This is a genomic window from Saliphagus sp. GCM10025317 (assembly GCF_042663665.1).
In the GTDB taxonomy this organism is placed as follows: Archaea; Halobacteriota; Halobacteria; order Halobacteriales; family Natrialbaceae; genus Natronosalvus.
Genome location: NZ_JBHTAQ010000004.1, coordinates 58,593 through 71,399 on the forward strand (window position 1 = coordinate 58,593; position 12,807 = coordinate 71,399).

The window sequence follows — 12,807 nt, forward strand, 5'->3', positions numbered from 1 at the left end:
CCAATTCCGATCACCAATGACCGACGAGCTTCACGAAGACTACCCGGAAGCAGCGCCTTACATCCAGCAAGCGGTCGACGACCACGGCGAGGAGTGGGTGCTGGAGAACTACTACGAGCAACTCTACCAGCTTGGCACCCTGATGGACGTGCCGGAGAAAGACGAACTTCCGTTCTACGACGACGCGGAACACGAGACGATGACGGAAGCGGAACGTGTGGAGATGTATCGAGCGTTGGGCGAGTACCGGGAGAATCTCCGTACGGGGACGAAGCCCAATGAGTGACCGCGACCACACATTCTTCTCGAATGTGTCCGTTGGGAGATGTATGGATTCTGATCGAGCTCTCGGTGTCTTGTTGGGGTTGGCGTGTGGGGATGCGCTCGGACGCCCGGTCGAGTTCGCATCGGCTTCGGAGATCGCCGCTGAGCACGGGCGGCTCGACGAGATGGTCGGGTACGGGACGTGGAATCAGCCCGCGGGGACGATTACTGACGACACCGAACAGGCGTTGTGTATCGCACGCAGCCTCGTCGAACGACAGGCATTCGACCCGGACGATATCGCCGATCGGTTCGTTGCGTGGTACGACTCGGGACCGTTCGATATCGGGATCATGACGCGGCGATCGATCGAAAACGTACAGGCGGGTCGATCGTGGGAACAGGCTGGCCAGGAGGTCTGGAAAGCCAGTCCTGAAGGGAAGAACGCTGGGAACGGCAGTATCATGCGGTGTCCGCCACTCAGCATTCCGTACGCGACTGAGCCGAAGACGCTCGAGCGAGTCAGTCGGCACTCGTCGCAGATTACGCACGCTGATCCGCGCTGCACGTATGGATGTGCGATCTTGAATCTCACCATCGCCGGACTCCTCCAGGACGCTACTGACCCATTAGCCAGTGCTATCGACCACGTCGGCAACAACGCGCCAGAAGAGTTGCGAAACGCGCTCACCCCGATCTGTGACGGTGACGAACTTGGTTCGCTCGAGACGTCCGGGTACGTGGTCCACTCGCTTCGAACGGCGATGCACGATGGTCTCCGGGCCAAAAGCGCTGAAGCGGCGATTACGTCGGCTGTCAATCGAGGTGGGGACACAGACACCATTGGCGCCGTTACGGGCGCGATCGCAGGGGCTCGATTCGGGGCGTCACGACTCCCCGATCGGTGGCTCTCCGCGATCGACGAGACGGCTGAAATCGAATCACTGGCGGAGCAACTCGTGGAGGTAGAGTGATGTACGTCCTCGCGTTCGACCGGGACTGGACGGTCGACGTGAATCCGCACCCACGGCGGGAGGCGGTACCGCTCGAGTGGGTGCAGTACTGGGCCCACGAGACCAGCCACGAGGTCTGGGCGGTCGGGAATCAAGTCCTCGTCGACGAGGCGGACATTCCAGGGACGATTGAGTCCGTTCGGCGGCGTGACGGGCACCTCGACGCATTGGGCGAGCAAGGCGAATACGGATACTACGAGTGGTGGCCGGAGCGTGAAGAACGGCTGCGTATTCTCGCTGAGTTGTTTCCCGACGCAGACGAGTACGTCGTCGTCGACGATCTCGATTTGAGTCACGTCGACGGGTGGGATCACTACCACGCGTGGGACTTCGTCGATCTCGTCCGGAGAGGCGAACTAGGATTGTCTATACCGGCCTCGAATGATCCGGTTCCAGACGGCGGGCTCGAGTCAGCAGACGAGATGCGAGAGATCCTGGCTGACGGGTACGTGTTCGAACTCACGTATCGGGTAGACGGTGAGACGAAGACGCAGTTAGTCACGCACTTCGAGCCGGAGCGCCCATCGATGACGCCGTTGAAGGGCCCGCCTGCGTTCTGGTTCGAGACCGTGGGAATCGACGATCGGTTCTCTGTTCGACTGCCAGCCGTCGAATCGTTACACCCCGTTCCGTACGAACGACTCGCTGATCCGTTCGCAGAGGCGGCGTTCGCTGCGGTTCGATCACGACTCGAGGAGGATCCAGAATCAGTAGACGGTGAAACGATCCGCACGATGTTGGCCGATGCAGTGTCGGAGTCAACCAGCGTGGATCGGCGCGAGGCACTCCGCCTGGCGATGAGCGTACTGGAATATCGGGACGACGGATGCGAGTTGGCTACTGGGACCGTGTTCGAGTTGTTGGCTGACGAACCGACACCGCTCGACCGGGCGGCGCTTCAGGCCCTCTGGAAATCGACGAAGGACGATCCGTTGACGCTGAAAGGGCACGTGTCTGAGTTAGCGAGTTACACGAGCCAGGAATCGGTATGCCAGCCGGTCGCGACGCACTGTCTGATGGAGCTAGCCGAAGCCGATCCTGGTAGTGTACTCGATTCGGTACCAGCGTTGGAAGCCGCTGTGGTAGCTGACTTCGAGACGACACAGAGCTACGCAGTCTACGCACTCTCCTGTGTTGCAGCGGAGTATCCTGAAGAGGTATTCCCAGCGGTTAGCGCCCTGATCGAGGCGTTACAGAGCGAAGACGATACGACGCAAACGAACGCGTTAGCGGCACTCGGGAAGATCGCGTCGAACTACCCGGACGCCGCGGAGTCAATCGTAGACGAGTTGGTGGCGTTGCTGGAAGCCGATGCGAAGCGTGTTCGAAACAACGCAGTCGGGTTGCTGGGTGATCTCGCACAAGAACACCCCGACGTCGTGATCGAGTACGCTGATCAGATCGCTGCCCGACTCGAAGACAACAACATTCAGGCACGCGTGAACGCGTCGATTGCACTCCAGCGAGCAGGCGAGGCAGATCCAGGTGCGATCAGGGCGCAGCAGGATCAGTTGGAGAGTGCGTTGCAGGATTCGAGCCCGGAAGTGCGAGCGAACGTGTGCACGCTGATTGGGAACGCGAATGTACCAGTTCCAATCGAGACCCTCCAGGAGTTGAAAACAAACGACCTGGACGAGACAGTTCGAAAGCGTGCGGCGTGGGCGATCACCCGTCTAGAGTGAGTTCGAGTAGTCCACATTGTTGGCGTGGTTCTGTGATTTATTATCGTCGCTGTAGAATTGCCGAGATGAGATTGTGAGCTTATCAGCGAAGGAGTCCCGAAATGAGTGAGAAGTACCGTTGCCCAGTTGTGTGATGTACATTCGAAGCCGAAATCAAAGCTGTAGTGAGTCATATCGATGCAGAGAACGACGAGCAACACAACTGGGGCGTCCTCGGGTTCGAGAACGGTGACCGGTTTCAATACGAGTCACACGTGAAGACGGCTGAACGGTTGCAGGAGACGGCTCAGGAGGCGAGAGACAGTGGCCAGTACAGAGTAGCTGTCGAAAAGTTGGAGAAGGCGCTGTGGCACCTACAGCAGGCAGGCCTACTCACAGATGAGGTGGATAGATCCATCGAAGCCCGGCGTCGCACAGTCTTCGAATCGATCTCAGACGTAGAAACCGACCGTGTCCTGCAAAAACTCGACGATCTCGTCAATCGGGCAGAGAACGCGTGCGATGCTGGCGACCAACTTTCGATCGAGGAAGACGCGGAAGCTGCGACTCACAAGTACGAAGAGAGTATCGAGTCGCTCAAGGAAGCAACAGAACTCGCTTCGGATGTAGCGCCCGACCGCGTCAGCAAGATAGAAGACCGACTCCGGCGGGTGGAGGCACGTCGTCACCATCTCGAATCCTCAGACTGGCATCGTGAGCTACTAGACCTCGTGACGAGGTCACGTCAGCGTACTGCAACTGGCAATGCTGCATTTCAAGCATCAGAGTACGAGGGTGCGCTCGAAGCGTACGAGGCAGCGAGAGAACGCTACGACGAAGTGGAAGTTCTGTTCGAACAGGGTTTCGACGAACCGACAGCAGCTCCTGATCGTTGTGATGTATGTGGGTGCCTGTTAGAAGACGATATCGAGCCGAGCGCGATCGAGGTCGATGGCTTTTCGCAGGTGTGCCCGTCGTGTGCCCAGTTCGGGCCAGATGGAACGTTACCAACACCTGATGAAGTGAGGACTGAGCGCCGATACGTCGAGGAAGATATCGAGAGTATTCGGAGCGGTGATGTCGGGTTGACGTGGGCGCCAGAGAGCACTTCGTCGGGCTCGGAGTCGGATAATCGACCAGCTGGCGGTGATCGAGATGCTCGGCAGATGACGATCCAGTTGGTCGGGGTCGTTCAACAGATCGGTCGTGTGCCAACCCCCTCAGAGTTAGATGCCGAAACCGACTTCGGGTACCTCGAGTACGAAGACGAGTTCGGAGGGATCGAGGAGGCATTACGGGAAGCGGGGTTCGATGTATAATCCGATGGACGTGGAAAATCACTACCCCCACGACTTCGGTTGCGATTCTCCAGATGTGCAAGTCAGATCGCCGACCGTGTGGATTGTGCCCTAAACCAGCTCGCGAGTACTTGGCCTGGTTCGCTGCCTTCGAAATCGTTACCAGCACGACGATCATCCACTCACCTACCAGAGAAACGACACTTTTTCGAGTGGCGACGTATCTATCAGCTCGCGGCTGAACACTCAGTTTTGGCTATGGAAGAACGCGTCCGAGGCCAGTCGACGGCGAAGCTATCGCAGGGCGCCATTGGTGAGTCCGTCGTCGAGATCGACGGCGCCCGGCCTCGAGTATCCGCTGCCATAAATCTCGACTCACGTCTCTGTCATGTTTGGGATGCAATCCGAGAATCAATTCGAGTGATCCCGAACTCGTTACGCGAGGTTCCGATATCGCTCGAGCATCGCGACAACGTCCTCGCGCTCCACCTCGAGAGTGGCGGCGATATACATCGTCGGCTGATCGTGGGCGGCTAGATACGCGATGATGGCTCCAGTCCCCTTCTTGTAAACGGCGATCGGGACTCGGGCCGTTCGCAAACCACCCTGCTGGACATCGTTGTGGTACTGCAGTTCGATATCCCGTACATCGGTCAGCACGCGGTCTTTCAGCGCGCCCCACATGAGTCCGCGTTCGACGGGGTCGCGCGTTGCACCACACTCTCGGTCGGCGTCGGGGTCAGCGAACTTAACGACACCGGCAGGAACCGTCACGTGCTCGTCGGCGCCGCGAGGTGACCATCGAATACCACGTCGTCGAGCGTCACCGATATCCCCGTCGGTGCGGTTGATGGTATCCTGCTCGGCCAGTTCAACGATATCGATCGCACTCACTGTGTCACGGATACCGTCCCAATCGAATCCGGTTTCCCCGTTACGGTAAGCATCTATCGTCTCGGTAGCACGAACCTTCTGCATACCCGCGTCTAGTCGCGCCTTGTCTGGGACGTAGTACGCGTGGTTCTCCCCGACAATGTACTCTTCCGTGGTCGTCGCTTCGATCAACGTCCCCTGCTCGAACTCTGCGGCGACCGTCAGTTTACGCGTCATCGCGATCCCTCCGTGACCTCGAGGTGCGTTGCATTCAGAACGGTCGTGAGAACACCATCGCGAGCCAGCAGAACGACGTCGAGCAGCTCATCGTACCGTGCTTGATGGTAGTCTTGGCCGTCGACGTCGACCGGCAACCCGCTCTGCCAGGCCTGGCGGAGCGAGAACTCTACGATACCAGTCCGCTGCATGAACCGAAGCTTGGCGTGAGAACTCGGCTGCGGAATCGAGCGGACGCTCATCGACCTCCCTCCAGTCTGTTCCAGGCGGTGCAATCTGCGTTACCGTCTTGTGCAGTGTTCGTCGCAGCGGGTGACGCCGCGAACATGATACGTCGTGCGATCGTGGGACAGAGCTGTCGCTGCCCTGCCGCTCGTGCGGTATCGGCTAACATAGATTCGTCTCACGGAGAACAGTACCGACACCAACCGTCCGACCAGGGACGAGGTTCGTGGGTAGTGTCCTGCCGTACATTCATCCACAGTGGAAGACCATATAATACTTTCCATCGAATTACTGCTTCACAGCGCTCATAGGGGTCGAAATCGGCGTTTCCGGGGCTATATAATCAGTCAAAATTGGGGTGTAAAATGCAACTACAGGGCTTGCTGGGCTGATCTAACGATCGGGTGAAATACACCGCAGGGTTATTCCTAATATTTATATATTCCGCCGCCATAGGCTCGAGTGACCAGGGACGAGGTTCGACCACTTCTGTCGAACCAGTTCTCGAACTTCGTAAGCGACTGCTTCGTCTCAGTTAGGAATTGGGGGTGGGTTGGTACCTGTACTCCATTCCGAACGGTCTCTATTATCCGCGTTCGGCGACAGACAGATACAGTGCGTAGTTTTCGGTTTGTTCCCCTGTTTCTTTGTCTTCTGCCGTTTGGAGGTTGATTTCGACACGCCGGCTGTAGTCTTCCATACCGACGATCCAGGAGAAGAGTCCCGCGATGGTCTCGATAAACTGGGGATCGCCTGTGATTCGAATTGTCGAGATATCTGTTGGAAACGTACTCCCGGTGAAATCGTTCGGCTTCTCGACCATCGCTCGACGGAGCTCAGCTCCTGATGGGCGATCCCGATTTTCTAACCATTTCATGGCATCTTTTTTCTTGACGTTTCCACTTTTGGTCGTCGGTAGCCGCTCTAACTCTGTCGACGGAGTTCGAGTCGAGGAACTCCCGTCAGTCTGTGCAGACTCGTCTCCAGATCGCTCGAGCGATGTTCCGCAGCCCTGGCATCCAGTGATATCCTTATTTGCTGGAACGAGTGTCCCGCAATTGTCACAGAACTCCATCGTTGAGACTGATCAGTATAGCAGTACTGTTAATCTTGCGTAACTATTGGCGAGTTGGCAATCCAGTATTTATCGAACTATAGCTATGATCAACGAGTATTAGCCTGGTGAATTCCACAAACCTGAACGGTTTTACTTCTGGAGATGAGAAGTCAATACAATGGCAGCTGAACTTCGGGACTGGTTTGACTCTACTCCTTCGGCAGTCTACTTCCTCGTTCCGACATCTGAGCGTGTCCGAGAGGTAGGGGGTGAAGTGATAGAAGAGTGTGACGACCGAGTCGGGATTCAGGCCCGTATCACGTCAGATAGTCTTCTCGAACACGCGAAGACAGAAGACGAGTTATTTGGTTACCTCCTTCGAGAGACGAAAGTTGGATCGAGGTGGGGAAAGGATATCTTAGACTACTATCGGGAGTTCGTCGCTTCGATGGTGAACTCTGTCGACGAATCCGTTCTCGAAGACGAACTCGCTGCACAATTCTCGAAGTACGATGCCGACCCCTACGAGTCTGCCCTCATCGGAGAACCGCTCTCTCTCGGACTCAATCTCGAGGCAGAAGTCTCCAAACAGTTGAACGAAATCAGGGCACCAAATACGACTTTCAACCGGGAAGATTTTGCTGCTGCAGTCGGCTATACAGCTGATACTCGTGAAATCAATCGTCCGTCAGTAGGAACGGTTCTGATCGAGTTCACAGATCCACTCTCTGAGGTAACCAAATCTCGACAACTCTCCTATCTCTCTCGTACTGTCCAAGAGTTGCTACTCATGAATTTGTCTGTCGTGATGACAGGCCCGGATACTGGAACAGACGAAGTAGAACACATCGAAGAGTTTTTCCGAAGTATCAGTCGATTCGATCTCCGCGAATTAGACTCACGCAGGATCACCGTCTCTCAGGAGATCGAGTCGTGGCTCGATTCGTGGTACGAGCGACTCTGCTACGATGTCGATTCAGGAACAGTTAGACAGGACGTCGCTCGTACAGCCACAGCGACGGCATTCGACTTGAGACACCTCGATTCTCCCGAGCACGAATACGCAACCCACTTCGTCGACGCAATCGAACACGGCTTACAGAACCAGTATTCAGAGCAGAAACTCAAGGGTGCTCCCAGGAACCAGTTCGAGGAGCTGTGGGATAATACAGTCAAACCCCATCCAAAATACGACCGATATAGGTCCCAGCGTAGTTCGTTCCCTCGTGTTCGGGTAGCACGGAAAGACGATGCAATCCGCGAGTTCGTCCTCCACCACGAGGGGGCACTCCTCGATCTTCATCTAAATGGCGTTCCAGTCGATGGTGATCCGAGCGAAGTACTCGTCGATACCATCGAAACCTTCCTCGATGCCGATCAGATCGACGAGGAACGATGGTTCGAGCTGATTAAACTCGTAGAAGAGCGCTTGTCCAACGTAACAGAGGTCTCATCTCACGAACTTGCCGAGCGAATGCTCCTCTATCAGGGCTTCCTCCCTCCATCTCAAATAGCCGATACCAGCTCCTCCAGTACACCGGAGATCGAACACTCTTCCGATGCCCGTGATCCGGAGTGGTATCGAGAGCACTGGCGAGCAATTCTCTCGACTCACCGAGTAACGAGTCAAGCGGGACTCCGGTTGATCAAAGATAAACAAGATTTGATGGAGGAACTCAGAGACGAAGGACCAGCAACAACGGCGTTGTACGCGAAACTCGAACGTGACGTAGAGCGCGCGTGGGATCATTACTCGAGTACATTAGTAGATGCAATCAAGAAGGGACTGACCGCCGACATCGTCCTCGAGGTTTCAGAATCACGTGACGAATCGGGTTCGACGCTCGAAATGCAGGCTCGAAACATTAGACTGGATCTAGAGGAAACAGTTGACGTCAAAATATACATGCCGTACCGTGACGTTCGGGTCAACGAACGACAGGTCTCACGCCCGACTATCAGCAATTCCGCCGACGAGGTACTCGTCTCACTCGCGGGGTTAATTAGCCCACAAGTCTCCGAATCTGTCGACGATGACGTGGATCTACTGTACGATCTAATAGTTCTGTACGGAGAGACCCGAGCCGATGACGATCGGAGTCTCGTATACTTCGACGACTTGATTGAGTTCTGCCTCACCCTCCCTGGTGTACCAACTCTCTTCAGAGGCACAAAACAGGAAGCTAGCGAGGGACTTCGTCGAGCGTTAGGCAGTCAGAAATTGAAACGACGGTTAGAGCGAACGGGTAGTACCTATCACCGTAAAGGGACGGATCCGTACACCGGAGTCAAAGTAGGCAACGACCGGTACATTGCGGTAGAATTACAAGTAAGTGATATGTAGTTAGTTGGTATGGCCTCTAGCAGTCCGTCAGGAGACGACCGGCCCGACTTGGATCGACGTACCGCGAGTAACATCCTAAACCGTATCAGTAACGGAATGCCGCCCGAACCTGAACACATCGAGTACGTGCGGGTTGGTAGAGAAGCCGAAGAACACGAAATTTGTGAGGATGGGATAGAAGGGATGGAGAGTCTCCGGTACGGGAACGGACAGATATTCTTCGTCCTCGGCGATTTCGGATACGGCAAATCGTTTTTCATCAACTTGATCGCAGAGAACGCGTTCGAGAAGAACCTCGCTCGATCTGAACTTGATATCCCCGACGTCGGAAACCTCTCGGATAAAACAGAATTTTACAAAAAAGCCGTCCAGAACGTGCGACTTCCCGACGAGCGAGGATCGGGACTAGCGCAGGTTCTCAGGAAATTTTGTGACGAGTTCGACCGAGACAGATTAGAAGAAACCGCCGCTCGTCGAGGATTCCTGGGTCACAGCATATACACGATACTCGACGATCTTCTGCAAGTCCGTGACAACGGGAGCGTATACGTCGAACGGGACGAACAAGAGTTGGAGTTCCGGAACGTTCTGTCGGGGGCGATCGGCTATTTGGAAGGCAAAAACATTGCACTTCCAGAGAAACACGCGATAGGAAAGAAGGGCTACGACCGGATCGGTAACGACGGAGAGGACGAGTACGAATACCTCAAACACATCCGATCGCTCATCGTCGAACTGGGGTACGAGGGATTCGTCGTGTTAATCGACGAGGTCGCCGAAGAGATGGACTGGAACCCAGACGATGCGACTACACAGCGGTTGATCGACCTCTTCAACAAGAGCTATCAGAAAGATCAATTCTCGCGGATGATGTTCGTCTTCGTGGGCAACGCTCCGAAGTGGGATTCGTTAATCGAAGAGACGGGACACGGGGCCCTCACCGATCGATACAACGCGAAGAAACTCGAGTTGAGTCCGCTGACGAAGTCGGATTACGAGAACTTGATACACAAAGTCGCCTGGCTGGTCTCGACCGCCGACGATGTCGAGATCAATATCAACGCGTCCGAAGCATCAGAAATGGTCGATACTGCGATTAGAGCTCACGGCGGGGAATCGGTGAGTGCACTCAGCCCACGACGATTACTTCTGGAACCTGAAGGTCAAGACGGGCCCAACTTGATCACTGTCGTACGCCGGTACAAGTGAACCGCCTCGGGGTCGAGCCCCGAGGAACTCGCCTCGCTCATCTGTAGATAGACGTCAGACAAAAACGTATAGTAGTGGGAGATTCTTCAACGAGTATGGATAATTGCCCCTCTTGTAGTAGAGAGGTAGTTAAGGGTGCGTACATCTGTCCGGAGTGTCTAACGGCGCTCAGACCTATCGAGGATTCGTGGCTCGCTATCAGCACGGCTTCGGGAATCGATGGACAGACCCGCCATAGACTAGTTCCTGAACACAGACTCATCTCCAAAACCGAAGCACAATCTGTTTTCGACGAGTACGATATAGATAAAACACACCTTCCTAAAATAAAAAATTCGGATCCAGGGCTCGAGGGACTCCCAGTTCGGAAGGGGGACGTAATCGAGGTAGTACGCGATAGCAGAACGACGGATACGGCACGCGTTTACCGGCTTGTAGCTCCATTAGATGGCAAATCCACTTTTAGTGAGTGGGAACCACAGACGAGCCTGCCAGACGAGATTTTCTCACCTCCGGACGAGCTCACCGAAGGATTAGCACGTCACGTCCTCTCGAATCTCGGAGCGAGTATGCCTCCGACCGAGCCCGGGGCCTGTTCACAGATTGCGGTGGATAGGGAGGAGGAGTTGGCTATCGCCATGGAGCATCTCGATCGCGAAACCTCGTACGTGTTCATCGAGGGAGAACTAGGATTTGGAAAGTCGTTTTTCCTCCAGTGGCTCCGGGACGAGCTCGCACCAGCCTCTGCAGTCAGTATCATCGATCTCGACGACGAAACGACTTTCCTCGATCAGGGTACTCTCGTCAGCGCGATTCGGAGCGGACTACAGACCCCGCGAACACTCGAAACAGATCAGTTCGCAAACGGCGTCGACGAGCTTTGGGCAACGTTCCTCCACACGATCGAGACACAGTCTCTCGACCATTTGGAAAGTCGCGGGTTTGAGACGACAGAAGACCGAGTCAAACCCAACATTCTATCAGTCCTACGGACGATCGTCGATAACCTCGCTATCCCGCAATCACTCTCAGAACAGCTCGTCGATATCGGAGAAGCGAACCTGACAGGCAGTCGAAGCCGGAGTTTCAGTAAGGAGTTCCCCGACACCGAGATTACAGACGAGAACGCACAGGACGTACTACACCTGTTCGCTGAGCTCGCTCGATTCAGCGGCTATCGACTAGTCATCGCTGTCGACGAATTAGAGAAGGCGAATCGAACACGAGCTCACTTCGAAGCAATTCACGAGTTCATCCGAGACCTGCCAGCCAACACTACACTGTTCGTTACGGGAACGCCAGAGTTACTAGATGGTGGTGGCGAGCAAGTCGCAATTCGGGGTACCTACTCTCCACTGTACGAGTTGAGTTCTGATCACCTGGTGTCTCTCGATGCCCCTACGCGAGACGATCTCGAGTCGTTCACAGAGAGATTGCTCGAGTGTGAACGAATCACGTCAGTTGGTACCGAGAGGTACCACGATCGAGTTTCGTCGCTCGGAGGTGCTACTTCGGCGGTGGACTCGTACCTCGACGAGGTAGAACCACCGACCCTAACCTTCCGGGGTTACGTTCAGTACCTTCGAGAGTGATAGCTTCGACGACGCTCGTAGTGCGAGCGTTGAGAAGACTAGGTACCCAACTCGAACTCACTAAGACGTATCAATCGGACCTGCGGCTCGAACGTCGACAGTCTTGGTCTCGAGTTCGCGTTTGAGGCGAAGTAAATGTCCCTTCGTCGTTGGTTAATGTCCGTGAGACAAGTCGCTTAATCCTCAATTCGTCACCGACAGTTCTGTGTCCACGTGATGCCGTCCGTCACTGCACGGACATACAAAGGAATTAGCGGTGGTAAATCGTCGTACGCGGTTGATTCACACAGCTCACAGCACGTTTGATGTTGTAGACGGCACACATCAGAACGACTTCACGGAACTCTCGATAAACGGAAAGCCCCTTCTGACGCAGTGAGAACATGAATAGACAGTCGACTTCCCACTTCGGAGAGACAGTAATCCTGAACACATGCAGTGACTGATCAGATCATGTGAACTGGGTTTCATTATTCGCGCCTGAGTAGGTATTGTGGTGTGAGATGACATGGACGAGAAACACCGTACCTACCTTCGGCGGACGTTACTCGCCGCTACGGGGGCTGTCGGGATTGGAGCGATTGTCCCAACCACTACTGCCGATCATGATACTGAATGTGAGAAGGGGACTTCCAAGACTGACACGATCACGACAAAGGACCAGATACCAGCCAAGTCGGTCTACGAGAAAGACGGGCGGGTACTCACGCTCAAATGTGGTGAGCACTCGAAGGAGTTCATCACGTGTCGAGAGTGTCATGCGCCGTGGGCGCCCGGCGCAATCACCATCCACAACTGCTCACCATGCAAGCGACACGTCGAGATCGCCGTGTCGGGGAAACTTGCAGCTACGCCCTGTGCCCCACAAGGAGAGACCGACGCGTTCGACTCCCATCTCTCCACGTACGTCTCCGGCGGTGACCGGCAGACCTACTTCTTCAGTGGCTCCATTCGCCAGCTTGACGCCGAAGATGGAGACGTCAATATCGGGATCAGCCAGCGCTCCGAGCAGTATGCTCATCCGTGTTAACCGA

At 55.2% G+C, this 12,807-nt stretch carries 11 protein-coding genes and 1 pseudogene; 9 read left to right on the forward strand and 3 right to left on the reverse strand.

All coding sequences use genetic code 11. The annotated features are described in order from the left end of the window. The first annotated feature begins 16 nt into the window (after positions 1 to 16). The 4 genes from ACFQS4_RS01435 to ACFQS4_RS01450 all read left to right on the forward strand — a co-directional run bounded on the left by ACFQS4_RS01435 (position 17) and on the right by ACFQS4_RS01450 (position 4,257). On the forward strand, positions 17 to 286 hold the full coding sequence (locus tag ACFQS4_RS01435; protein WP_497903315.1) for a DUF8110 family protein: 270 nt from the start codon (positions 17 to 19) through the stop codon (positions 284 to 286). Between the two features lie 43 nt (positions 287 to 329). Next, a complete protein-coding gene (locus tag ACFQS4_RS01440) occupies positions 330 to 1,238 on the forward strand; it encodes an ADP-ribosylglycohydrolase family protein (protein WP_497903316.1) in 909 nt (302 codons plus the stop codon). Beyond that, positions 1,238 to 2,959, forward strand: a complete 1,722-nt coding sequence (locus tag ACFQS4_RS01445; RefSeq protein WP_497903317.1) for a HEAT repeat domain-containing protein — start codon at positions 1,238 to 1,240, stop codon at positions 2,957 to 2,959. The genes ACFQS4_RS01440 and ACFQS4_RS01445 overlap by 1 nt, the downstream gene beginning before the upstream one ends. A 164-nt stretch (positions 2,960 to 3,123) precedes the next feature. Beyond that, on the forward strand, positions 3,124 to 4,257 hold the full coding sequence (locus ACFQS4_RS01450; RefSeq protein WP_497903318.1) for a hypothetical protein: 1,134 nt from the start codon (positions 3,124 to 3,126) through the stop codon (positions 4,255 to 4,257). A 414-nt stretch (positions 4,258 to 4,671) separates the two neighbouring features. Here ACFQS4_RS01450 and ACFQS4_RS01455 read toward each other — a convergent pair whose 3' ends face one another. The 3 genes from ACFQS4_RS01455 to ACFQS4_RS01465 all read right to left on the reverse strand — a co-directional run bounded on the left by ACFQS4_RS01455 (position 4,672) and on the right by ACFQS4_RS01465 (position 6,394). Then, on the reverse strand, positions 4,672 to 5,346 hold the full coding sequence (locus ACFQS4_RS01455) for a hypothetical protein (protein WP_497903319.1): 675 nt from the start codon (positions 5,344 to 5,346) through the stop codon (positions 4,672 to 4,674). After that, positions 5,343 to 5,588 carry a hypothetical protein gene (locus ACFQS4_RS01460; RefSeq protein ID WP_497903320.1) on the reverse strand — a complete coding sequence of 82 codons (246 nt, stop codon included), beginning with the start codon at positions 5,586 to 5,588 and terminating at the stop codon, positions 5,343 to 5,345. Before ACFQS4_RS01460 ends, ACFQS4_RS01455 begins: the two co-directional genes overlap by 4 nt. Positions 5,589 to 6,157: 569 nt before the next feature. Beyond that, on the reverse strand, positions 6,158 to 6,394 hold the full coding sequence (locus ACFQS4_RS01465; RefSeq protein ID WP_497903321.1) for a hypothetical protein: 237 nt from the start codon (positions 6,392 to 6,394) through the stop codon (positions 6,158 to 6,160). Positions 6,395 to 6,806: 412 nt separating this feature from the next. Here ACFQS4_RS01465 and ACFQS4_RS01470 point away from each other — a divergent pair, with 412 nt between their 5' ends. The 5 genes and pseudogenes from ACFQS4_RS01470 (at position 6,807) to ACFQS4_RS01490 (ending at position 12,803) form a co-directional block, all read left to right on the forward strand. Beyond that, positions 6,807 to 8,972, forward strand: a complete 2,166-nt coding sequence (locus ACFQS4_RS01470) for a hypothetical protein (protein ID WP_497903322.1) — start codon at positions 6,807 to 6,809, stop codon at positions 8,970 to 8,972. Between the two features lie 9 nt (positions 8,973 to 8,981). Then, positions 8,982 to 10,181: a BREX system ATP-binding domain-containing protein gene (locus tag ACFQS4_RS01475; RefSeq protein ID WP_500191915.1), complete on the forward strand. Its 1,200-nt coding sequence runs from the start codon at positions 8,982 to 8,984 to the stop codon at positions 10,179 to 10,181. A 215-nt stretch (positions 10,182 to 10,396) separates the two neighbouring features. Next, positions 10,397 to 10,618 (forward strand): annotated as a pseudogene (locus ACFQS4_RS01480) (DNA-directed RNA polymerase subunit H); the annotation flags it as partial. A 63-nt stretch (positions 10,619 to 10,681) separates the two neighbouring features. Further along, the gene (locus tag ACFQS4_RS01485) at positions 10,682 to 11,773 is read left to right on the forward strand and encodes a BREX system ATP-binding domain-containing protein (RefSeq protein ID WP_497903353.1); all 1,092 of its coding nucleotides are present in this window, start codon (positions 10,682 to 10,684) and stop codon (positions 11,771 to 11,773) included. A 508-nt stretch (positions 11,774 to 12,281) separates the two neighbouring features. After that, a complete protein-coding gene (locus ACFQS4_RS01490; protein WP_497903324.1) occupies positions 12,282 to 12,803 on the forward strand; it encodes a hypothetical protein in 522 nt (173 codons plus the stop codon). The last annotated feature ends 4 nt before the right edge of the window (positions 12,804 to 12,807 follow it).